The organism is Kitasatospora sp. NPDC002040, from assembly GCF_040296785.1.
Classification (GTDB): Bacteria; Actinomycetota; Actinomycetes; order Streptomycetales; family Streptomycetaceae; genus Kitasatospora.
The window spans coordinates 63313-85874 of record NZ_JBEOXV010000003.1 but is presented as its reverse complement, the minus strand read 5'-3'; the positions used below and the strand labels follow the sequence as shown (position 1 = coordinate 85874).

The window sequence follows — 22562 nt, the reverse complement described above, 5'->3', positions numbered from 1 at the left end:
TCCTCGCCCGCCCTGCGGTAGGTCTCTGGTGTCGGTGGTCCCGGGTCCTGCCCGGTCGCGTACGCCACGATGGCCCGTACGTCCTCGGCGGGCAGCACGATGGACAGGGTGTAAGCCTGTGCGTCTGCCACGGTCTCTCTCCTTTCAGTAGCCGGCCGGGGCGGTCACGGACGACCAGGCCCCGGCGGTGGTTGCTGCTGGTGCGGTGCTGGTGGACACGCCCGAGGCGAGGCCGAGCCCGACGGAAAGCGAGGGTGTGCCGACGGACTGCCGCGCTTGCAGCAGCAGACGGCGCCACGTGCCCGCCCTGGTGTGCGGCGGGTCGAGCGTGTGCAGCCACTCGCAGCGAATCCACTGGTTCGCCCCGGCGCCGAGGGCGGTCACGGCCGAAGTCGCGCGGCCCGAGTCCACGTCGAACAGGCGGAACTCCACGAATCCGGAGCCGCTGACCGTGGCCCGGAAGTCGAGCCGGACGACCGCGCGATTCAAGTTCCCGGTGCCGAGCTGAGCAACTGCCCGGAACGTCGTTCCTCCGGGCCACCCCTCGTACGGGGCCATGGTGAGGGGTTCGTCCCGGGCACCCTTCGCCGGGTTTCTCTCCAGCGCGTCAAGGCGCCTTCGAAGGTCTGCGAACTCGGCTGCCAGACTAGGGACTTGCAGCGCTCCCGACACTGGCGAACACCTCCCCGGGGACCAGGCTCAACGTGCACTCTTCTCCGGCGTCGGTGAGCTTGACGGCAATCTCAGTGATCTTGTACGCGCCGTCCAGCACCAGGCGCCCCCCGAAGCGGGCACGGACTCGGACCAGCTGCCCCACGGCGAGATCACCGGGCCCCGGGTATGCGTCCGGGTACAGCCGAACTCCCGGGATTGTGACGGGAGTTGATCCCTCGGAGATCATCTGTTGCGAGTACCCGGTGAGCACGTCGACCGTGGTCACGTCCTGCCGGGACTGCACCGCAGACAGCCGGGGCGCCCGAAGCTCGGCGGGCAGGTTGTACCACCAGGCGGCGAGCTGGTCGTCAGCCTCGCCCCCGCCCGTGGTCACTGCCTCGGTGACCATGTTCGTACCGTCGACCGAGTAATTCGGAATGTCGCAGTTCGCCCCGTGCTCTAGGGCGAGATCGGTAGGGACACCCGCGGCAGGGCCGAAGCGGAACACATTCATTACGCGGCTTCCGGACCACCCAAAGGTGATTCCGAAATCAAATCCGCCCTGTACTCCGGCAAGATCCTCGACAGCCTGTCCGAGGGCTTTCCGCTCGTACCGGCGGTACGCCCGGTCCCGCAGGACCCCGGTTACCGCCGAGCCGTCCCACTGGAGCGCCCGCGGGCCCGTGTTCCATGGATACTGCCCGGTGCCGTCCCCGAAATCCTGCACCAGGCTTTTCACGATGGCACCTTGGTCGCGCTGTGCGAACACCGCGTCATAGGTGATCAGCCGGCGCCGGTAGTAGGCCCAGAGCCCGAGGCAATTCAGCGTGGCTTCCTCGTTCTCAAGGTCGACACTGTAGGCCACCAGCGGGCCACCCCAGAGGATTTGTTCCCCGCGCTGGATATAGACCAGCACACGCCAGGGCGCCAGGGCGGACCAGTCGAAAGCCCATAGCGGGACCTTGACCGAGGCGGGCCCCGATCCGTTCGCCACCAGTGAGTAACTCAGATCCGACACCGGTAGCTCGCCCCAAATGCTACCGGTCAGGAACTCGGCGAAGATCACCCGATAGTCAGCGGTCATCCTCGCCCCTTACTCCAGTGGAATCACGGTCATCTGTGAATACGACTGCCACTCATCGAAGTAGCAGAACCCGCCCTGTGCATACAGCGCGTGCCACACCTTGAGCGGCTTGTTTTTCGGAATGAGAACCTGACAGGCGCCCCAATGCGGGGTGAGGCCGAGATTTGTTTTCTCGTACTTCCGCAGAGATTCCCAGTAGACGGCCGTGTCGGACCACGTCCAGATGGAATGCCAGCCCTCGCGGTCAGCGGGGCCGGTAACGCGAACCTGATAGCTCAGAATCCCTACGCGGTCATACGTGGTCGCCGGGCCGTCGTACCGCAGGACCAGGCCAGAGCCGTTGGCGTCCGGGTCGTTCACGCCCCACCAGCCGGAGTTACCGCGCGCCGTCTGCCCGGTCATAAAAGCGCGGTTGACCAGGGGTTTTGCGTCGGTTTGGCCCTTCACGTACATACGGTCTTCGTCGGCGGAGTAGATGAGTCCGCCCTTGTACTGAGAGCTGGCGAGTGCTGCGACGCTCTGCCCCGAGGCCGTTCGCAGGGGCGTTAGCGGGGTCGGATCACCCTGCCCCGTGGTCGAGTACCGCATATCCTCGATATCGGCCGCCGTAAGGCTGGTGGCGCCCTTTTTAACGCGCACCTTGGCCAGGGTCACGTAACTCTCGTACGGGACCGAGGGGGCCGCGGCGCCGTCGACCCCGCGCACTACGTCAATGCACCAGCCCGGGGCGAGATTACCCGGAGCGTAGTTCGCTAGGGCCACCTCGGCGTACGTCGAAACGTCGTTATCGTCGGACACTCGGGCCACGATCACGTCATAGCGATCAGCGGTCGCCGAGGCGGTCGCCAAATTGAATTGGACGCCGGGCGCGGGTAGGTCGACGTAATACGCCTGCCGCAGGTCGCGGACTCCCGATTTCGTCAGTGGCACCCATGCGCGTCCGCCGGCTACCGCCACACGGGCGGAGCTGCCAACCACGGGCGTAACCTTGAGTCCGTCGCTTGCGAAACCGGGGATCACCCCGATATTCAGTCCTCGGATATCCGCCAGGAGCGCGCGGAAGTCGTTCGAGTCGTATTCGCCCTTGTGCAGGTAGATCGGTGCGCGGATACCTCCTGCCATGCCTTACCCCCTTATATCCATGCGGAGCGCCAACGTATGTCAGCACCCCTGTTCTTGTCGCCGAGTAGGTCATCAAATTCGAGCCGAACCACTCCGGGCCGAAGCGGGAACCACACGGAATCGGCGGTCAACGCCCCGTAGCGCGAGGCTCCGTTGAGAAGCACAGCCCGAGTCCGGGTGTGGATTGTCAGTACCTCACTGGTCGGTACGGATATCTGCACGGTGATCCGCTCGCCGGTCGCCCGGTTGATAATCGTCGGGTTCACGACCGGGCCCGTAACGGTGAACGTTGGCCAGGTCGGGGTGTTGCCGTCCACCGTGAGATCCACCGGCGGCGAGATGTATACCGCACCGGCTTTCATCACGCCCCATGGAAACCGGAACGGGAATGCCTTCACCGAGCCCCGAGGGGCCAGCGGCAGGACCCGGGCGGCCGACTGCTGGTCCGCGTAGAGCACCGGGTCAGCGGCGTACAGCTCCACGTCGAACCGCGCGGCTCCGGCAGCGAAGACAGCACCGACCGGCGCCGACCGCTTGCGCACCCGCGCCGTGAGCCGGCCGAGGTTCCCCGCGATCCCGGGGACGGCGAACCGCAACACCTGATCGCCGCCGCCGGGTTGGAACGCCCGAAGCACGTCCGCGAGGGCGCCCGGGTCGTCCAGCACGGTGAACCCGAGTTGGATGATTCGGGCGCCGAGGTAGTCGGTTCCGGCGCTCGACCCGTGCCGCTGCAAAAGGTTCCGGTCCGCCGTACGGATCTCGGGACTGTCCAGCAGCCCCGAGGGTTCGTCCAGCACGATCGGGCCGGGGCCGCCCAGCAGCAGCCCCCCGTACTCCATCGTGAACGGCTGCCCAGTAAAGACAGCCAACTAGGCCACCCCCGTTCGTAGTTGCCACGCGATATCGCGGGCGATCTCGTACGGGCTCGCCCCGGTCCGGGCGTGCACCGTGATGGACGGCGCCGAACTGGTCGCCTCAGAGCCGACCGGGGCCAGCACCGGAGCGGGCACCCGAACGCGCGGCACGGTGACCAGGGCGCGGAGCTTCGCCGTTAGAGCGGGCTCGGCCTGGTCAACGCCCTCGCCAATTCCGGCGGGAATCCACCGGCCCACTCGGGCCGCCATGACCCGCGAGGGCGATTTGATTCCGAGCGCGTCGGCGATAGGCCCCGGAATTGCGTCCTTAGCCCATCCGATCAGTTTGTCTTTCAGCCAACCGCCCATGCCCTGAATGCCCTCCCAGATTCCGCGCGCCAAGTCCTTCCCCTTGTCGACCAGCAGGCTCCGGAAGTCGCCTACTGACTCCATGACCTTGACGGCCAGGCCACCAACCCAGGTGACGAATTCGTCGAATTTCGCTATTGCCTTTTCCACGAACTCGGCTACCGGGCGGGCAGCATCGCGGAATGCAGTAGCGAGCTTGCCCATAAACGCGACCGATGCGCCGACCCCGTCAATCACTAGCCCAATCGCGTCGACCAGGCCGGAGAAAATTGGCCCGGCCAGCTTGATAATCACCGGGACAACGGTGCCGATAATGTCGGCCGCGAGCCGTCCCAGCCACGACAGAATAGACGTGACTACCGAGATGACGGGCTGTGCCTTGTCGACCAGTTCGCGCAGTTTTCCGCCGATCAGCTCGGCAGCCGGCGCCACCCGGTCCCGGATGAAATCGGACAGTGCCGCGAAAATCGGTTGCAGGTTCTCGGCTATCGCGGTGTAAACCCGCATTGCAGCGGGCCAAACGGTCTCAACCAGGATGCGGCCGATAGACGACAGGATCGGGACGACTGCCGAGGCAACCGCCGAATACATGGTCATCATGGCGGGGATAAGGCCGTTCGCAATGATTTCCCCGAGGCCGCGCAAGGCAGGAAGTAGCGACGTCTGCGCGAGCGACACCAGCCGTTCCAGACCAGGCATCAGGTCGTCTCGCAGGTCGCCGCCGAGGCCGACCAGCGTTTGCCCGAAAGAGCCGACCGCCGAGGGACCAGGGCCCGAGAACGTATCGAAGAAGCCGGCGACCAGCTTGCGCCCATAATCCAGTGCCGGACCGAAGACAGAAGCCACTACGGCCCCGCCTCGCTCCAGCACGGGAATCACGTTGTCGCCAATGAAGTTCGACACCCCGACTTCAAGGCTCCGCTTGAACCCCTCGATTCTGGACTTAGCGTTGTTGTGCAGCGCGTCGCCCATTTTCTCGGCAGCTCCGGCGGTATCCCCGAGCGCCTTTACGGCGGTGCTGGGATCGAGCGCCCAAAGGGCCTGTCCCATGTCCTCGGCTTTAGTTCCAAAAAGGCCGACAGCAGCCGCGGAACGCTCCGCCGGGTCCTTTATCCCCTTGAGTGCGTCGAGTACCTGTTGAAGGCCCTCGCGCGCCCCCGGTCCGCCCGCAGCGATTTTCTTTGTCATCGCTTCGGCGTTAAGGCCGATAGCCTCGTACGCCTCGGTGCTGGCCTTAGATCCGTCCGTGGCCCTGATTTGAAATTCCTTCAGGGCGTCGGCGACAACGTCCGTGTCACGCGCACCCGCCGCCATACCCTGAGACATAAGTCCCATGGCGTCTGCGGCCGACAATCCCAAGTCACGGAACTTCGTGGAATACTCGTTCATGGTGTCGGCCATGTCGTCGGCACGCGGGCCCATCTGTTGCATTCCCCTGGTGAGAATGTCTAGGGCTTCGGTGCCGTCTTTAGCCAACCCGTTTTTGAGCATCTGTCCGACCGCGTTACTGGTCTGGCCCAAATCGAGTTCGAACGTGTTGCTTAGATCCGTTACCTTCCCGGTAATGGATTCAATCTGCGCGTTGGTTGCGTCCGGCGGAAGGATGCCGGATCGCATCACGCCGGATATTGCCTGTGCGGCTTCCTCTACGTTCTCGGTTACCCCGTGGGCGTAGAGTTGCCCCGCGGCTTTTCCGTACCGAGCTGCTTCCTCGGGCGTACTGCCTAGGCTCGCCTGAATCTTGCCGTTAATGGCGCCCTGGTCGAGAGCGTCGCTGAATCCCTTTACGAGAACGGCAGCAGCGGCGAGCCCGACCGCCAGTAGCGAGCCCTTAAGGAATCCGCCCATTTTGCCAGTGAATCCCTCGCCGGCTGCCTGCCCGCCCTGCTGTCCGGCTGCCTCGCCGGCTTGCTCCGTGGGGCCTGTAACCTGCTGCTCTAGCTCTCGGGCAAAGCCCTCGACCTCGGGCACGATGGACAGATAGCCCATTCCGACTTCGACGGCCATTACTCACCCCCGCCCGTCGGTTGGAATCGCGCCAGATACGCCCCGACTTCCTGCGGGCTCCGGCTGGTCGAGCCGATCCGTCCGGCCTTGACACCCGGCCGCGGAATAGGCTCCGGCCGCCTACTCGGGGACTTAGCCCCGGCATTCCCTCGCTGCCAATTTGCCTCGGACAGGCGGTCGTGAACGGCCGCGAGTAGCTGTGTCTCAAGCGTCCACGCGGCATCGGGACCGGCCAGCGACCGGGCCAGCGCGGAATCCGGCGGAAGCCCTGCGATAAGGGCCCGTAGGCGGCGCCACGTGAGCCCCGAGGCAGGGCGCCACAGGTCCCGGATATCGGTCCCGTAGTAGCGTTGGAAATCCGCTTCGATAGCCTCGCCGTGCTCAGTCAGGAAGTCGGCGAGGGCTCGGATTCCCCCGGCGTCACGCCCTGGTGTCGCTGCCACCGGCGGAACAGTTCACCGATTGCGGAGAGCGGGACGGGCAGCGCGTCGAACTCGGACCACTGGTCGGCGAGACCGGACCGCAGCAGCGCGACGATATCGGTAGCCGAGGGCGATTCGATATTGACATGGCCTAGCACCGACTTATCGAGATCACCGGCCGCCGGAAGGACGAACGTGGTCCCGGCAAGAGCGAACTTGAACGGCTCGCGCTTGGCCTCGGACACCCATACGTCAAGGTTGAAAACGTCACTCATAAAGGCACCTCACGATCATGCAGAAACGTTCCTGCGGCAGGGCAAAAAAGGGGTTACGGCGCCGGGGCGGTAAGCCACGCCGGGTCATCGCTGAACTTCACGGCCACGGTGCCGTCAGCAGCGGGATAGGCGGTGATCGTGAGTTCGTAGGCCAGGGCTTCGTCACCCTTGTAAGTCAGGTCGCCGACCTCGGTCACCTCACCATCCGGAATCACGATGCGGATATGGCTGGTGCCGTCGACCACGTCGAATCCGAACATGCGCCGATCGGGGCCCGGTGCCTTAATCGAGAGCACCGCCTTACCGGACGTGCCGGTTACCTTCGAGCCCCGGTGGTAAAGCTCCAGCGTAGTTTTGCTGGTCTCGATGGCAGTGAACTTGAACGTCATTTCCGAGGAACTGACGACCTTTCGGACCGTGGCCCCGCCCTGCCACGCCTTGATTTCGGTCGTATCGGCGCTGTTGGACTCCGTGATTCCGTCGTCCGAGATCCAGCCGATATCGACCGCAGCAGCCGGCCATGCGGTCGTTGCGTCGACCGGGGCCGTAGTGCCCTTCGGCGCGGTGTACGCGGCGCCGGTAATGGCGACCCGTACGGCGTTCGCGTTGAGAGTCATTCATCCCCCTTGAGTGTGTTTACTGCGGGAAGCACTCGGCCCCGCATGTGGATTTCGACCGCCAGGGCGTAACGGGGGCTGCCGGATTCGTCGTCAGGAAGCCAGGCGAGCCCACCGACTTCGGTAATCCGATACACGGTGACTTCGTCCCGTACGCCCGGGATTGAATCGAGCAGCGCACGCACCAGGGCGGCGAGATCATGGGCGCCGGATTCCGTCGGCGACCAGGCGTGAATATCGAGCCTCGGGCGGTCGGTTACCGGCGTCGGCCTGGTGCCCCCGACCCGCTCGACCCGAACGAACTCGGGCGGCCGGGGCGAGGGAATCCGGGAGACGACGGGCACCGGGCGGCCGATCTCGGCGAGTGCCTGCCGGAGATAGCCCGTGACCACCGCCACCGCATCCGGCATGAGGACCAGGGGCCTAGTCATCGGCGCCGTCCAGCCCCCGGAGAAGGTCCCGCCGCGAGCCCCCGCGCCCGCCCGCATTCGGGAAGTCGTAGTTGCCCATTACCGCGCTGCGGATGCGGAGTCGACCTGTCTTCTGGTCGGTCTTGAAGATGCCCCCATTGGAACCTGCCGAGGCGGCGATACGGCGCGCGATTCGGTCAAGCTCGGTGCCGACTTCCGGCAACTTCATAAGCGACCGGATGCCGGACTTGTTGGGCTTGAACTTCCGGAAGCGCGTCATCCGTCCACCGCCTTTAGCCGTACTTCGGTGTGGTGGTGGCGGTCGCCGAGCGGGAACCGCGCGGGCTCCGCATCGACTTCGAGCAGCCGGCCGAGGGCGGTCACCCGGTCACCCGGGATCAGGTCCACGTCGACCCCGCGGCGGGTGATCAGTCGCCACCCGGTGACGACCACGGGCCGATCCCCCTCGGCCTCGGTGCTCATGTCCGGCAGGACTTCGACCCGGGGCACGGTCGTGCTGGTCGCCCTGGTCCAATCCCGCTCGGACGTGGTGTTGCCGTAGCGGTCAACTCGCCACGGGGCACGGTGAGTTACGACCGTCTGCCGGTACCGGATCATTCGAGATCCACCACGGCAGCACGGCGCCGGTACCGTGAGAGCTGGTCGCGCTCGGCCTCGGCGAGGCTCGCCCCGATGGTCTCCGCGGCGTAGGTCACGGCCACGCCCCCGACCGATTCCTGTCGGAGATCCGCCGGGTTGTTGATGATCCGGGCGGCGAGGGTGAGCACGACCGCGAGCACGTCGCCCGGGACAGTCGAGTACCCGGCGGTGTAGGTCACCAGTGCAGGCGTGTACGGGTACCGGGTGACCCGGAGTCGGTCACGGACCAGTTCCCATCCGGACGGCTCGACCACTCCGCCAGCTACGGTCACGGCGTCCACCGAGGCCACTGGCCGGAGCGGAAGGGAAATCCAACCCGAGCGCGGGTTGAACATGGCGGTGGTCGAGCGGCGGGTGAAGTCCTGCCGTGCCTCGGTCCGCACGATGCGCGACGCTAGGTCGAGCACCAGGGCGGAACCGGGCGGAAGTTCGTCCGGCGTTCGCTGCATCCAAGCGGCTAGCTGGTCGACGCTGGCGAGCGGCGCGAGAGTCGTCACGGTGCCCCCCTCGGTCGGTCGGTGATGATCTGTGCGCCGCACTCCAGACAGCGCGCCACGGTCCGGGAAGCCCCGTCAGCAGAATCGAGAACCGGAAAGCTCTCGATGCGCGACGGGGCTTCGCAGGAATCCGTGTGCGGAATTCGGAGGGGCGGCGCCGCAGCGCGCTTACGCGGCGGCATTCCGAACCCCCTTTACTTGGCCTGAACGCCGTTGAGACGCGCGGCAGCCTGGCCACCGAACAGGGCGACACCACAGAAGAACTCGATTCGAGTCCGGAAAGCGGGCTTCGAATCCAGCTCGCCGAGGTCTCGCACGGTGACGCCACCGTTGGTAAGGCCGGTAACCGCCTTGTCGCCCTCGCTCCGGCCGAACTTCACCGCGTAAATCGAGCTGGCATCCGTGGCGGTACCCTGCGTCTCGGTGGTCGGCAGAATGTCGACGCCCGCGGCAGTCTGGCCCGGGTCGAGCAGCGGAATACCCTGGTAAGTGGCGATCCGCTTACCAGTAAGGGCCTCCTGAACCATCTCGTAACCGCCGAGACGGCGAGCCGAACTCGCAATCTTGGCGATAATCTTGCGGTTCGCGTAGAGCGCGCCGTTACCCGCGGACAGGCCCGGGACCTGCGCAATCAGCGCGTCAAGGGCGTCGAAGAAATCGTGCCCACCGACGATCGGACCCATTCCGTTGGTACCCGCGGAAAGGACCTGGTTTCCGACCAGCCGCTTACGCAGACCGTCGAAACCCTGCGGGTCCGTGGCGGTGTCACCGTTGAAAAAGGCGTCCTGAAACTTATAGGCGGACGCCTTTACCTTGAGCTGTTCCTGTAGGGCGCGCTGATCGTTCAAGTTGCCTCGGGTCTTGGCAATGAACGTATCCACATCGGCGTCACCACCGAGGATTACCAGCGTCTCGGTCTTCGTGTTCACGGTGCCGGTGGACTCGCTGTACGCGGCGTTCACGGCTCGGAACTCAACGCCCGGGAGCGTCGCCTCGGAGTTGTAGGCGTAGGCGTTTCCCTCAATGGTCATGAGGGGCAGTCGGTCGAGAATCGGCGACTCCTGAACGAACGTCTCGATAACGCCGCGCTGGAGATCGGTGGTCGAGAGCTTCGCGGCCTCGGCCAGGCTAAGCGCCATGTGCATTTCCCCCTGATTTTGGGCATGAAAAAGGGCCGCTCCCGCAGAGTGCGGAAGGGCCTCGGGCTAGGTGGTGCTGATCAGCTCTCGCGCTTCACCCGCCGCAGTCGCTCGTACGGGCTGGTCGGCTCGGGCTCGGCGGCACCGCGCGGACCGGCGCCAACATCGCCCCACGGAGCGGGAGTTGAGCCGGGAGCGTCGGCCGCAAGATACGGCTTGGACTCAAGTAGCTTGGTGATAGCGGCAGTTACCGCCGTAGCGTTGATCGCGCCGCCGGAGCCGGCGAGGGCGGACAGGTCCACCAGGGCGAGCGCGTCGGCCGGGTCACGGAGTCGACCAGCGGCAGCCGCGCGAACCTCGGCGCGCACCAGCTCGGCCGCGAACTCGGCCCGGATCTCGGATCGGATGCTGTCCAGATCGGTCCCCTTCTGCGCGGCGTTGCTCCGGCGGAGTCGAGCGGACTCGGCCTCGGCCTCGGTGGCGCGCTTCTCGGCAGCCTCTCGGGCTGACTCCGCGGCAGCGAGGGCGTCGGCCTGGTCGCCACCCGGCGGGGTCGGATCACCCGAGGGCGCCGGAGTCTTCGCCGGGTCCTGGTCGGTCGGCTTCGGGTCGCCGGTCGGACCGGTCGGGGCCGGGTTCGGGTTCGGGTTCGGGTCGTTGGGCATGAGTTCCCCCTAGAAGATGTATCCGTGCTTTTGCAGCAACGCGATTTGCTGATCTCTGGTCTTCGCCCTGCGGAAAATCTCCTCGGGCATCATTCGCGTCTCGCCTCGGCGGGCATATCGGGTCTCGCCGACCTTCACCAGCTCGCCGAGGTTCTTCCCGCCGAGTCCGCGGCGGGTGGTCGACTCCGAGGTAATCGAGACTTTCCCTCGGGTGGTGGTCACGGTCTGCATCCCCCTGCGGGCGTTCACGACCATGTCGATATGCGCGCCCTCTTCGATCGCCTTGACGGCTGCCGCACCGAACCGCTTGTGCTTCTCCTCGGCGGTCATCTGGTCGAAGATGGATTTAGGGTCCGTCAGCTCGCGGGTACTGGTGTCCGAGACCGGGTCCATGCCGCAGTCACATTTCGGGTGCCGCTGAAATCCGGTGCTGTGCGAGTACTGGCGACCAGCGAGCACGATGCACCGAGCACACGCCGGAGCGTGGACCACTCGCACGTATCCCTGACAGCGAGGGTGCGCGGTCATGGCTACGGAAGTCGCTGCCCTGGCGGTGTCTGCCACGGTGGTACTGGTCATCATGGCCATTTGGGTCATGCCCCGAAGCGCTGCCATCTCGGCGGACTCGCCGGCCGCCAGAGCTTGCGCCGTGGTGATGGCAGGCATATACAGCAGCGAGGCGAGCGGGCGCCCGTCCATTGCGATACCGACAAGGGACGAAGCTTGGAACTCGGCGAGCGGGGCGGCAATGGCCCCTTGCGCCACCATCGACGCACCCACGAAAGCCTGTGCGCCCTGTGCCACGGAAAGCTGACCGGCCATCACGGCTCGCAGGATCGCCGCCCCTTCCTCCCCCTGCATTGCAGCTAGGATTCGATCCGGAGTCACGTCTCGCCAAATGCTCTGTACGGCCGTGACAACGCCGCGGGAGACCGCCTGTACCTCTCGGTACCGAACGTCTGCGAGCGTCGCGCTATCGGCCATCAGGCAGCCTCGGGAGCGGGCTCCGGGGCAGGTTCCTCGGCCGGGCCCGGCTTAGGACCGAACATGTCGGCAAGGTTCCCGCCGAGGATCGCCGCGGCCTGGTCGTCCCGCATCGTTTTCCACCGGGCGATTTCCTCGGGAGTGACCCCGGGAATCCTCTCCCACAGCGCTTCGTCCGGGACGTTAATGGCCTTGAGCTTCGTCAGGGCATCCGCGTACTGCGCGTCAGATCGGAATTGCGGATCTCGCCACACCACATCGCCGAGGGCGAGGGATGCGGCCCGCTTCGGCTCGCCGGCCGCGAGGGCTTCGAGCCTCATGATTTCCCGCAGGGCAGCGCCGGTATAGCGGTGCCGCTCGCGCACCTTGGCCACTAGTCCGGCCTCATTCTGCGCGAGTCCGTCGACACCGACATTCACCATGCGACCGACCAGGTAATGCCCGGGGGTGCGGGTTTGGGCGGCGATGTGGTCGACCAGTTCTCGGATCAATTCAATGAATCCCCCGAGCGGAGCGGCCGAGAATTCGGCGATAGCGGCCCCGGGCTTCTCCAGCCAGAGTAGACGGTCGGACCGGAATTTCCCGATCGGTAGGTCTTCCTCGCCGATCACCTCGCCCGCTTCGTCCAGGATCTCGCGGACCGGGCGATCCATGCCGAGCACCGCCCGAGCGGGCAGGGCAACCGAGTCCGCGGCAGTCAGCACGTGAGCCCAAAGCGCGTTCACGGCATTCTGTAGCGGGATGACGTTGTGGATTTCGGAGACCGGCGGAGCGACCAACCGGGTTCGGTTCGGGATTTCCACCAGCGGGACAGCGCCGAGCGGGTTAGCGAAGTGTGCGGATTCCGACCGCAGCAGTCCCGCCGTACGCTCGGTCCACTCGCCGCCGTTAACGTGGCGTTCCCACCGGTAAACCATATCCGGGAGGAACAGGGTTGCGAACTCTAGAGCCCCGTCGCGCCAGACCTTGAGCCCAGCAGAACGCACCCTACGGCGCCCCGGTACGTACTCGACAATGGCCTGTGAGTCCGGCTCGAAAGTGATTTCCGTAGTGACGCCGTCGGGCTTCCACACCAGCGCGTAGCAGCGTCCGGAAACCAGGCTCTCAAGCATCGAGAGCCCGATCTCTACGTCACATTCGGACGCGCGCCAGGCTCGGCCGGCTGCCTTGTCTATGCTCCCGTCGTCAAGGCGGAAGCCCATCGGGTGCATTCGCTCGACCATGGCGTTAGGGACGATGCTGCACCAGTTGTCGGCGAAGCCATCGAATAGCCCGCCGGTCTGCGTCCGGAACTCTGGAGAAGCGAACTTCAACGGGTGTTTACCGTCGTAGTAGTCGCCCCAGATTTGCGCCTTGACCTTACGGGCTTCGAGCTTCCGCCGTAGGCGAGTCGTCATTTCTAGCGGGGTCTCAGCCACGCGCCGCACCCCCTTTTGGGCAAGAAAAAAGCCCCGCCCGGTAAGCCCGGACGGGGCTGGATTGGATGCGCCAGAGGGCGCGCTATGCACTCGCGGCGCGAGGCTTCTTAAGCGGACGGCGGACATAGCCGTCAAGGGCCATCACAAGGGCCGCAATTCCGTCGATCCGGGCCGAGGACTTATCCCGATCCGGCTTGACGGGCCTCATGTTGTCATTGCCGTCTCTGTAGATTTCGACCACCGACGCATTCCAGCGCAGGACGGGGTTACCGCCGTGCTGAATCTGGTTCTCGCGCAGCAGCCTTTCAAGCTCTTTGCTGCCGGGGCTCATGCCTAGGTATGTCTGCGCGATAGGCACCACGTCGACCCCGCGGGTTTTCTGTTCGACCCGCTGCACAAGCTGACCGGCAAACATTCGGTCATAGGAAACGCGCTGCACGTCGAGCCGTCGACAATCCGCGATGATCTGCCGCTCGATAGCGCCATAGTCAATCGCGTCGCCCTCGGTCAGCGTCAGCAGTCCAGCATTTACCCACTCGCCGAGAGGGACCATTAGTTGCTGCTCTAGGTCGGCTAGGCGTTCCTCCGGCAACCAAAATCGCGGAATGATCTCCAATTCCACGCCGGGTTTCCGGGACTCGACCACCAGCACCCATGCCGACAAGTCCGAGACCGCGGACAAGTCGACCCCGCCCCACGCTCGGCGATATCGAAACGCTTCCGAGTCCACCGACCCGGCGTTCTCATCCCACAGTGAGAGCGGAAGCCACCGCGTGCTGTTCCGCATTCGCATGTTGAGCGACAGTCGGCAGAAAGTCGGGAAGTAACTCGGCGTGCTTTTCGCCTTAGCGGCCTCACGGCGCATATAGGCGAGGCTCGGTGAAGTCCCGAGACCGGGATTTGCCTTCCGCCATGTTGCCTCGGCGAAAGGGTCGTCACCGGGTTCAGCGGCCCAAATTACACCGTAGTGCCCGGGGTCGGTTACAACCCCGTCCGCAATGCGCCGAGTATAGGTGTGCTTCTCATCGTAAATGCTTCCCTCGGTGCCCTCATCCGCGGTTGTGATGAACACAACCAACGGCTGATCCCGGGCACCGGTTCCGGTCTCGATAGCGTCGACCAGATCGCGCCGCTTGTGCACGTGGACTTCGTCCACCAGGGCACCGGACACGTTCAGGCCGTGAGCCGTTTCGGCAACCTTGGAAAGGGCCCGGAACACCCCGCCCGTGCGAGGCACACGGATTACACCGCGCAGGACTTCGACCCGCCCGCGGATAGCCCGAGACGTAAGGGCCATCCGCTTAGCGTCATCGAAGACTCGTTCCGCTTGCGGGAGCGAGCCGGCTGCCGCGTAAACCTCGGCGCCGATCTCCCGATCCGCGAGCAGCAGCACCAGGCCGATACCGGAACTAAGCGTGCTCTTGCCCGCCTTACGCGGTACTTCGATCCACACCGTTCGGGTAACCCGGACGGCTCGGCCTATCTCGGGGTCGTACCATAGCCAACCGAAAACCGGCGCGATGATCCACGCGATTTGCCACGGGGCGAGCTTGAGTCGAGTCCCGCCCCACCGACCTTTAGTGTGTTTCATGGTCTCGATAGCGCGCACGGCACGCCGAGCAGCCTCTACGGAGAAGTAAGCGCCGGGCTGCTGGTGCTGCTGGTGAGCGACCACTAGGGGCCTAGATTCCAGAGCCTCGGCTATCTCATCCTCGGTCATGCCGAGTTCGAGCAGCGCGTCATACGGAACCGGCAGGGCGTCAGTCGAAGATATCTCCGTCATCATCGCCCCCGTGCTCCGGCGGGGTAATCCTGGTGGCCGAGGCAGGCGAAAGCCCGAGTTCTCCCACCAGTGCCCGCAGATGTGATCGGTACTGCCCGAGGATGGTCACCCACGGGTTTTTGACCCGGCCCCGTTCCGTCTCGACCACCAGGCCGTCACGGCTCAACTCGCGTTCGCCCTGCCAGATTCGAGCGGCGGTAATGCAGTACTCCGCAGCCACTTCACGCTGTGAGTCGACCAAGCCGGCTGACTGCACCAGCGCCGGAACGACACGGGCCCAGACAGCCGCAGCAAAGTGCCGCACGTCCTCGGCCTGGTCGCCAGGAAGTAGCTCGCCCCAATCGGGCTCGACCGGATCTGTCGGGGCGAACTTCGCGCCCTCGGAATTCCGGTCGGAACGGAAGGTGCCTTCCCTTACGGCCGCAATATGGGGTTTCGGCTTTCGCCCTGAAATTGCCACAGAAAGTCACCTCCACAGAAATGCCCGATTTAGCCATCAGATTTTTTTCCCTCCCTGCCGCGCTTTGGGCCCCGGGAGGGGAGTCACCCCCCTGGGTAAACCCGCAGGTCAGGGGCTTTTGAGGGGCTTTTGGCGCTCCGAGGCCCATCCTCCGGGCTGGTGAACGGCCGTCTCGCGGCTGTGACACGACGTGCACAGCGGGCGAAGCCGTGACCATGCGTCAGGATCGGGCACGCCTCTTGCGACCAGTGAGCGGCGCGACTCGGGGAAGTGGTCGGCGACCACCGCGAGGCGAGCGCAGAGCACACACCACGGGTGCGCATAGAGATAGGCCCGTCGGACCTTCGGCCACCGAGGGCCGTACGCGCTTCCGCCTGGTGTGCCTCGCTGTTCGTCCGCCTCGGCCTGGTGGCGCGGGCAGCGTCCGCCAGTGGTCAGCTCGGGGCACCCGGGGACCGAGCACGGGGGGCGTGGTCTGCGTGGCACGGGGCACCTCCAATCGGGCGTCAGGGTGGGTGCCCGTGGCTATGCTTTTCGCCATGACTAAGCACGAACGCCGGATCACCGAGCCGGCCGCACCACCCCATGGGGTGTTCTCAACTCCGCCTGTCAGCAGGCTTCGAGCCCAGTCGGCGAGCCTGTTGGGTGAGCCCGTGGTGGTGATGATCCAGCCCGACACGATCAGCTTCACCAGCCTGGACGGGAAGCTACTCACAGCGGACACTGTCGAACTGTCGGTGCGTGAGTCCGGCGGGCAACCCCTGGTGCTCCCGCAGACGTTCGGGCCCCAGGTGGCGCCCGGTTGGAAAGCTCGGCTCACCGCCCGGACGGACGAACTGGTGATCCACTACCCGAACGGCCTTGTGTTCTACGACGGGACCATGCCGACGAACGGCCCATGGCTGTCCAAGGTGGCCACCGCCGGATCTCTCGTTATGGTGACTGGCCCCATGGCTGGGCTGCCGGACATGGAACCGGTCATCCTGGCCGGGCGCGCTATGTGGGTCCGTCTCCCGCTCACCGTTTCCTGACTTCGCTTTGTCGGCCCCGCACTCGCGGGGATGCCCCACCTGAGCAACACCCTCCCCACATGCGCGGGGGTCTGCTGGCGTGACCTACGGGCCGTCAGAGCGGTGTACTGGCAGCCCCGAAGTCCTCGCGCGTCTTGGCCTTGTGACAGGGCCTACAGAGCGCCTGCACGTTGCCGTCTGTGTCCTCGCCGCCGAGGGCTAGCGGGATGATGTGGTCCACGTCGATGGCACTCGGCGGGAAGTCCTGCCAGCACCATTCACACCGCCCCTTGCCGGCCTGTTCGATCCGCTTCCGTAGGCGTGCGGCCCCGTCGTAGGTCCACGCTGCCTGAGCCTGCCTAGTACGCCGAGCTTGGACCGACGGACGGCCCTCGTAGGCCCCGTGGTGTGCCTCGCAGCGCCCTCGGTGGGTAGCGGGCTCGGTGCAGTCGATACAGCGCATGTCCCGCCCCCCTGTTGGTCGGTGGTGGCCCGTAGGCTGCCCGGATGGACCGTGACGAACTGGTGGCCGTGGCTGCGAGCATCAGAACCCGCCGAGGCGAGATCAGTGCCGACCTGGCCGAGCTGCCCGCAGGGTGCCAAGAGTGGTACGCGCAAGCCGAGTTCCTATCTGCGGTCGACACGCTGCTAGCGGGTCTGGCACGGCAGTTGACCACTCCGTAAGTCGGTGCCCGCCCCCGGACTCGAACCGGGATGACACGCGCCGTGGTGGGCACGCTGCCTCGCCGTTTGGGCTAGGCGGGCTCTGTGTAGCAGGCGAACCGTGTCACCCCTGCTGTGGACACCCCGCGGACGCTCCGTCGGTGCCGTTCCTGGCTGTTCTGGTGCCCCTCGCGGGGCGGGTGGGGACCGCACTCGGTTTGCCCCTTTCGGGTGCGCCCTGGCGGACGCCGTTACTCGGGCTGGTGCGGTCCCCGGTCCGAACTGTCAGCGCTCGGCGGTAGGTTGGCCGTGTGATTCATGCGATGTGTGATGGCTGCTGGGTAGTCGGTCCCGGGCAGCTCGACCCGAAGAACAAGAGTGTTCATCTCGACATGGTGAAGCTCCCGCCCGTGCCCGAAGGGCCCCGAACCGTTGAACGGTGCTGCTTCTGCTGGGCACCGACCGTGGCGGGCATCCGAGTACCGCACGACCCCGCCGCGCCTATGCCGGTATGCGAGGGCGTAGCCGGTTACCACTCCGGTGCCCGAGGTGCGGGCGACCCGACCACCACGGACCCCGAATCGCTCGCGCAGGATGCCGAGTTCGGCGCGCCGGAGTACGACGACACCGATACGTCCGGCCCACGGGTGATCATGGCCACCCTGTAGGGGCCGAGGGGCCGCACTCGGTTGCCCCGGTCGGTTCGCCCTGGCGGACGCCGATTCCCGGGCGAGTGCGGCCCCGCTGGTGCTCTGCCTCACGACTCCGGCGGCCACCCCCGAGAGGGTGCGTGGTGCACGGGCAGAGCATCAGTGAGAGGGGTACTCGGTCCGCCGTCCTTATCGGTGGGGTGCGCGGTATTCCCGCTCTCACTAGTAGGGGGAGACCAGAGATGCCCTGTGCCTTCCGGCCGGAGCGTTCTCGTTCTTCCCTCACTCATTGGGGGAGACCAGACATGCCCTGGTGGTGACGGGTGACGTTCGAAGGACCGTTTTCTGTTTTATCTAGACACCCGCGCGTATAGAAGAAATTAGATTTTGCGTCTCCAACGTCACCCGTCACCACCCCCGCTGTGTGCGCAGCGAGCACGACGAAGCCCCGACCGGTCGACGTGACCAGGCCGGGGCTTCGGTGATGCTGCTACGCCGCTAGGGCGGGTTCTGGTGCCCGTGCCCGGCCTCGGTGAAGCTTCGGGGCGTCGGTGCCTGCCGGAGTCGGTACGGGGGCCGCTACGGGCTCCGCGAGGCGGACGGACGTGCCACCGGTCGCCGGGGCATCGGGCGTTGTCGAGTCGGGTCGGCTCGGGTCGCCCTCGGTCGCACCGACCAACTCGGATACCGGGTCGTGCTTCACCTCGGCCGTGATCACAACTCGGTCTTCCCTGCTCCGCCGGTTCGGGCCCTTGAACGGGTACAGCGTGACCCTGACGCCGTACTCCTCCAGCATCCCGCGCCGCTCGGCATCGTCGGCTGCCTCATGCCACTTGTCCGCCACGGTCTTGCCGGTGAACACCTTGTGCCACCCCGCGGGCCGTTCGGGCTTCGCCTGCAACTCGGCTATCTCGCTGTTGACTCGGGCGTACTCGGCGCGGAACCACGCGGCATCGTCCTCGGACTCGTACAGCCCTGCCGAGCGGTCGTCCCGAAGTCGGGTCTTCACCATGGACAGTTCGGCGATCTGGTCCGCGTAGCCGGTACCCGGGTCGTAGACCGTTTCCATGAGCTTCCCGGCCCCGTACTGCGCGAGGAACCACACAGTCACCTCGGTTTCGAGCTTTGGCGCGCTGTACGTCGGTGCCGGCTTGCAGTGCTCCGAGCCGATCACCCCGCGCCAACTGGCCGTGCACGCCACTCCGGGGTACTTGACACCCCCGAGTGTTGCGGTGCCGTGCCGTTGGACCTCCTGTGCGCACACCCCGCAGCCGATACGACCCGTCAGCAGCCGCGTACCCTTCGGTGCTTGCTTGACCTTCTTACCGGTGTTGCCGTGCGGCTTCGCCCGTTCCTTTGAGGTGAATCGCTTCACCAGGGCACGGTGTGTTGCCCAGTCCCACAGTGGTGGAGCGATGCGGACCGGACGCCCGTCCTTCAGCAGGGGCTCGCCCTTGTGCATCAGGTAGCCGAGGGCCGCCTTACTGACCAGGATTCGGGCGAGGGATCGGCCGTCCCACGGACGCCCCTCGGACTCACGGCCGTATAGAACGGCAATCCGGTCGGCCGGACTGAGCACGCGGGCACGGGTGAGTCTCGCCGCCTCGGTGTGCTCGGTCACGCTGCCTGTCTGGTCGGCAAGGATGCGCCGAGCTACTTCCCGGATCTCCTCAGCGGAACCGGTGGTGGTGTCCAGATCGGTGTGTGACACCTTCCCGACGGGCGACAGCCGGACATGCATGTACCCGTACGACGGGCGGTGCGCGACCTGTCCAGCGGAGCGGGCCCGCTTGGACTCGTCCCGGAGCCGGGTCCGGGTCTGGCGGTGCTCCATCTGCGCCCCGAGCGCTTTGATCGTGAAGTCGGTTTCCTGGTTGGGGTCGTCAAGGTCCCACACGCCGATGTGGTCCGCAGTCACCAGCTTTCGCCCGGTGTCCCGGATCGCGTACCCGGTGTTCAGCACGTCGACCAGGTTGCGGCCGAGGCGGTCGACCGCAGACGCCACCAGTCCGTCATACGGGCCCTTCTGGTCGCAGAGCCACGGGCCGAGTCCGGGCCTGGTCCGCGGGTCGGTGGCGCCCGATACCTCCCAGTCATCGGCCCAAGCGATGATGTGTCCGCCTACGTCGGCCGCTGCTTTCAGGTTGGCGTCACGCTGCTTGGTCGGGCTACTTGTGGTGCCCTTCACCCGGCTCAGTCGGCGCACTCCGACCAGGCACATGCCGCAACCGTCGTACGGGGTAACCGGGGCGTTCTCGGCGCCCTTCGGCGCGGTCTTCCTGGTCCTCATCGCTGGTATCTCCCTTGCAGGTTCCTACCTGCGGGGGGAGTCCAGACGTGCCCACTCGGCCAACTACAGAACGTCGGCCTAGGCGGTCCCGTAGATGAAGAAGTCGTAGTACTCGATCGTGGTGCCGACCAGCGCGGCCGCCGCCACCCGGCGCAGCGCCGGGGCCGGACCGTCGGGCCGGACGACGGCCACGGCCGTCGGAGGGGAGGAAGTCATGCCCCCACCCTGCGGCGCCCCGACCTGCGGGGACAGCCGTCACCCGGGTGATTCGGGAGCGCGGCGGCGGATGCCCGCCGGGGGTGGTGCGTGTCCTGCTACCTGGCGGTATGGTGTGCGCTCCTGGGCAGGAAAGGACGCGGACATGCAGGAACTGTTCAGCAATCGTGGTGTCCTCCTCAGAGTCCTTCCGGTGCTCGGTCTGGCGCTCGGGTTCTTCCTGCTGGACACGGGGCTGACCCTCTGTCGGGAGGGCGGCTCGATCGGCTGGCCGATACCCGGTGCGGTGGTCGCCGCGTGTTCGCTCGGCCTGACGGTGCGCAGCTTCCGCTGACCGCGCCGTTCTATGCTGGGTTGATCCGATACGCCCGAATCAGTAGGTGAGCACGTGTCAGCCCCCGGCCGACCCCGCGCCTGGTGGGCGCACGCAGCCAGGGCCGACCGGCCGCCCGTCCCCCGGGTGCTGATGCTCAGGGCCGCGACCGGCATGGCCACCCCGCTCGCCCTCGGCCTGCTGCTCGGACGGCTCGACCTCGGCCTGTACGCCGGCCTGGGCGCGATGCACGCCACCATGAACGACCGGCTGGAGCCCACCGCGCTCCGGGCCCCCCGGATCGCCGGCGCGGTGCTCTGCTCCGCGCTCGGCATGCTGATCGGCGCCTTCCTCCAGCACGAGGGCGTCGGGGAGCTGCCCGCCGGGGCCGTCCTCACCCTGGTCGCGTTCGCCTCCGGCGCCCTCAGCGCCACCGGCCCGCGCGGCTCCGGGGCCGGGATGCTGCTGCTGGTCTCCGCCACCCTCGGCGCCGGCATGCCGCTCCCCCACCCCTGGTGGGCCGCCCCGCCGATGATGCTGCTCGGCGCCGGGTTCGTGCTGCTGCTCGGCCTCCCGCACCGCGCCCACGCCGAGCACCCGGAGGCCGACCCGCGCCGCCGCGCCCTGGCCGCCGCCCTGCGCGCCCTCGGCGCCACCCTCGCCGACCTCGGCACCCCCGAGGGCGCCGACTCCCGCCGCCTGCTCACCGCCCGGCTCAACCAGCTCCAGGACCTGCTGTCGCACCCGTACCGTCAGGAACCCGCCCGGACCGGGGAGTTGCGCCGCCTGTACGAGGCCCTGCTGGCCGCCACCGAGACCGCCAGCGGACTGCTCTGGGCCTGGCGGCCCGTCCCCGCCGAGGTCGCCGCCCTCCCCGGCGCGCTGGCCGACGCCGTCCTCGGCGGACCACAGCCCGAGTACCCCCGCTGGCACCCCGACACCCCCGCCCTGAAGGCGCTGGACGCCGCCCTGCGCGCCGTCGCCGACACCGCGGCCGGGCGCCCGGCCGAACTCGGCACCGCCCCCGCCCCGCCGCCCGACCCCTGGCGGCTGCGGGCCCGGCTGCTCTCCCCCGCCTCCACCCGGTACGGCCTGCGGGTCGCGCTCTGCATCGCGGTCGCCGGGGTGGTCACCGCCGGGGTGCCGCTCAGCCGCAGCTACTGGGTGCCGATGACGGTCGCCTTCGTGCTCAAGCCCGATCTCGGCTCGGTCTTCCAACGGGCCGTCAGCCGCTCGGTCGGCACCGTGCTCGGGGTCGCGGTGGCGGCCGCCCTGCTTCCGGTGGCCTCCTCGGAGTGGGCGCTCGCCGTGGTCGCGGCCCTGTGCGTCGCGCTGCTGCCGTACTCGGCCGGGGTGCACTACGGGCTCAACGCGGCCGTGATGACGCCGATGGCGCTCGTGCTGGTCCAGTTCGGCGGCGAGCCCGGCACCGCCGAGCTCTGGCCCCGGGTCCTGGACACCGTCCTCGGCAGCGGCATCGTGCTGGTCTTCGGCTACCTGCTCTGGCCCGAACGGCCGCGGCACCGGATCGAACCCCGGCTGGTCGCCGCCACCACCGCCGTCCGGGCCTACCTGGTCTCGGTGACCGGCGACGGCGAGCCGCGGGCCGAGGTCTGGCTGCGCCGGACCGCCTACCGCGCCCTGGCCGACGCCCGCCAGGAGGTCCGGCACGGGCTGACCGAGCCGCCGCCGAACGGGCGGCTGGCCGAACAGTGGCTGCCCGCCACCGCCGCCCTGGAGCGGCTCAGCGGGGCGGTCGCCGCGTACGGCGCCCAACTCCGGTACGGCGGCCGCCGACCCGACCCCGCCGAGGTGGCCCGGGTGGTGGACGCGCTCGACCGCCTCACGGCCGCCGCCCGCACCCACTGCCCGCCGTCCGGCCCGGTCGAACGGCCCACCGGGCCGCACGACCCCGACCTGAGCGTGCTGGGCCGTGCGGCGGGCGAGCTCGAAGCACTGCTCGGCTAGGGCCTGCCACAGGCTCGGGCCCGGTCGGCGGG

At 67.0% G+C, this 22562-nt stretch carries 25 protein-coding genes and 1 tRNA gene; 5 read left to right on the top strand and 21 right to left on the bottom strand.

What is annotated here, in order from left to right; all coding sequences use genetic code 11:
• Positions 1–144: 144 nt before the first annotated feature.
• The 17 genes from ABT118_RS10645 to ABT118_RS10565 all read right to left on the bottom strand — a co-directional run bounded on the left by ABT118_RS10645 (position 145) and on the right by ABT118_RS10565 (position 15420).
• Entirely contained in the window at positions 145–558 is a 414-nt protein-coding gene (locus ABT118_RS10645; protein ID WP_350657683.1) for a hypothetical protein, read from the bottom strand.
• 88 nt (positions 559–646) lie between these two features.
• Positions 647–1738, bottom strand: a complete 1092-nt coding sequence (locus ABT118_RS10640; protein ID WP_350657682.1) for a hypothetical protein — start codon at positions 1736–1738, stop codon at positions 647–649.
• A gap of 9 nt (positions 1739–1747) precedes the next feature.
• Positions 1748–2860, bottom strand: coding sequence for a hypothetical protein (locus tag ABT118_RS10635; protein WP_350657681.1), 1113 nt, complete (start codon positions 2858–2860; stop codon positions 1748–1750).
• An 11-nt stretch (positions 2861–2871) separates the two neighbouring features.
• Positions 2872–3729 carry a phage distal tail protein gene (locus tag ABT118_RS10630; protein WP_350657680.1) on the bottom strand — a complete coding sequence of 286 codons (858 nt, stop codon included), beginning with the start codon at positions 3727–3729 and terminating at the stop codon, positions 2872–2874.
• Positions 3730–6090 (bottom strand): phage tail tape measure protein, encoded by a 2361-nt coding sequence (locus ABT118_RS10625; protein WP_350657679.1) that lies wholly within the window; start codon positions 6088–6090, stop codon positions 3730–3732.
• A 385-nt stretch (positions 6091–6475) separates the two neighbouring features.
• Positions 6476–6787, bottom strand: coding sequence for a hypothetical protein (locus tag ABT118_RS10620; RefSeq protein ID WP_350657678.1), 312 nt, complete (start codon positions 6785–6787; stop codon positions 6476–6478).
• Between the two features lie 53 nt (positions 6788–6840).
• Positions 6841–7404, bottom strand: coding sequence for a phage tail tube protein (locus ABT118_RS10615; RefSeq protein ID WP_350657677.1), 564 nt, complete (start codon positions 7402–7404; stop codon positions 6841–6843).
• Positions 7401–7814, bottom strand: coding sequence for a hypothetical protein (locus ABT118_RS10610; RefSeq protein WP_350657676.1), 414 nt, complete (start codon positions 7812–7814; stop codon positions 7401–7403). Before ABT118_RS10610 ends, ABT118_RS10615 begins: the two co-directional genes overlap by 4 nt.
• A gap of 13 nt (positions 7815–7827) precedes the next feature.
• On the bottom strand, positions 7828–8094 hold the full coding sequence (locus ABT118_RS10605; RefSeq protein ID WP_350657675.1) for a hypothetical protein: 267 nt from the start codon (positions 8092–8094) through the stop codon (positions 7828–7830).
• Positions 8091–8297, bottom strand: coding sequence for a hypothetical protein (locus ABT118_RS10600; RefSeq protein ID WP_350657674.1), 207 nt, complete (start codon positions 8295–8297; stop codon positions 8091–8093). The genes ABT118_RS10605 and ABT118_RS10600 overlap by 4 nt, the downstream gene beginning before the upstream one ends.
• Positions 8298–8428: 131 nt before the next feature.
• The gene (locus tag ABT118_RS10595) at positions 8429–8971 is read right to left on the bottom strand and encodes a hypothetical protein (protein WP_350657673.1); all 543 of its coding nucleotides are present in this window, start codon (positions 8969–8971) and stop codon (positions 8429–8431) included.
• Between the two features lie 194 nt (positions 8972–9165).
• Complete coding sequence (locus ABT118_RS10590) at positions 9166–10110, bottom strand: major capsid protein (protein WP_350657672.1); 945 nt, start codon at positions 10108–10110, stop codon at positions 9166–9168.
• Positions 10111–10190: 80 nt separating this feature from the next.
• On the bottom strand, positions 10191–10775 hold the full coding sequence (locus tag ABT118_RS10585) for a hypothetical protein (RefSeq protein WP_350657671.1): 585 nt from the start codon (positions 10773–10775) through the stop codon (positions 10191–10193).
• A 9-nt stretch (positions 10776–10784) separates the two neighbouring features.
• A complete protein-coding gene (locus ABT118_RS10580; protein WP_350657670.1) occupies positions 10785–11636 on the bottom strand; it encodes a VG15 protein in 852 nt (283 codons plus the stop codon).
• Positions 11637–11758: 122 nt separating this feature from the next.
• A complete protein-coding gene (locus ABT118_RS10575) occupies positions 11759–13177 on the bottom strand; it encodes a phage portal protein (RefSeq protein WP_350657669.1) in 1419 nt (472 codons plus the stop codon).
• A gap of 82 nt (positions 13178–13259) precedes the next feature.
• The gene (locus ABT118_RS10570) at positions 13260–14963 is read right to left on the bottom strand and encodes a terminase large subunit (RefSeq protein ID WP_350657663.1); all 1704 of its coding nucleotides are present in this window, start codon (positions 14961–14963) and stop codon (positions 13260–13262) included.
• On the bottom strand, positions 14938–15420 hold the full coding sequence (locus ABT118_RS10565; RefSeq protein ID WP_350657641.1) for a P27 family phage terminase small subunit: 483 nt from the start codon (positions 15418–15420) through the stop codon (positions 14938–14940). Before ABT118_RS10565 ends, ABT118_RS10570 begins: the two co-directional genes overlap by 26 nt.
• Positions 15421–15959: 539 nt before the next feature.
• Between ABT118_RS10565 and ABT118_RS10560 the strand changes: the two genes are divergently transcribed.
• Positions 15960–16451, top strand: coding sequence for a hypothetical protein (locus ABT118_RS10560; RefSeq protein WP_350657631.1), 492 nt, complete (start codon positions 15960–15962; stop codon positions 16449–16451).
• A gap of 94 nt (positions 16452–16545) precedes the next feature.
• Here the strand turns inward: ABT118_RS10560 and ABT118_RS10555 are convergent, their stop codons facing one another.
• Positions 16546–16893, bottom strand: coding sequence for an HNH endonuclease (locus ABT118_RS10555; protein WP_350657620.1), 348 nt, complete (start codon positions 16891–16893; stop codon positions 16546–16548).
• A gap of 44 nt (positions 16894–16937) precedes the next feature.
• Between ABT118_RS10555 and ABT118_RS10550 the strand changes: the two genes are divergently transcribed.
• Positions 16938–17114, top strand: coding sequence for a hypothetical protein (locus tag ABT118_RS10550; protein WP_350657606.1), 177 nt, complete (start codon positions 16938–16940; stop codon positions 17112–17114).
• Positions 17115–17119: 5 nt separating this feature from the next.
• Here the strand turns inward: ABT118_RS10550 and ABT118_RS10545 are convergent.
• Positions 17120–17195 (bottom strand) — tRNA-Gly (locus tag ABT118_RS10545).
• Positions 17196–17404: 209 nt separating this feature from the next.
• Between ABT118_RS10545 and ABT118_RS10540 the strand changes: the two genes are divergently transcribed.
• Positions 17405–17761, top strand: a complete 357-nt coding sequence (locus tag ABT118_RS10540; RefSeq protein ID WP_350657595.1) for a hypothetical protein — start codon at positions 17405–17407, stop codon at positions 17759–17761.
• Positions 17762–18233: 472 nt separating this feature from the next.
• Here the strand turns inward: ABT118_RS10540 and ABT118_RS10535 are convergent, their stop codons facing one another.
• Together ABT118_RS10535 and ABT118_RS10530 are read right to left on the bottom strand one after the other, a co-directional pair.
• Entirely contained in the window at positions 18234–20033 is a 1800-nt protein-coding gene (locus ABT118_RS10535) for a recombinase family protein (protein ID WP_350657585.1), read from the bottom strand.
• A 78-nt stretch (positions 20034–20111) separates the two neighbouring features.
• Positions 20112–20249, bottom strand: coding sequence for a hypothetical protein (locus ABT118_RS10530; protein ID WP_350665365.1), 138 nt, complete (start codon positions 20247–20249; stop codon positions 20112–20114).
• Between the two features lie 145 nt (positions 20250–20394).
• On the opposite strand from ABT118_RS10530, the gene ABT118_RS10525 reads away from it, so the two are divergent.
• The gene (locus ABT118_RS10525) at positions 20395–20583 is read left to right on the top strand and encodes a hypothetical protein (protein ID WP_350657563.1); all 189 of its coding nucleotides are present in this window, start codon (positions 20395–20397) and stop codon (positions 20581–20583) included.
• Between the two features lie 54 nt (positions 20584–20637).
• Positions 20638–22530, top strand: coding sequence for an FUSC family protein (locus ABT118_RS10520; protein ID WP_350657554.1), 1893 nt, complete (start codon positions 20638–20640; stop codon positions 22528–22530).
• The last annotated feature ends 32 nt before the right edge of the window (positions 22531–22562 follow it).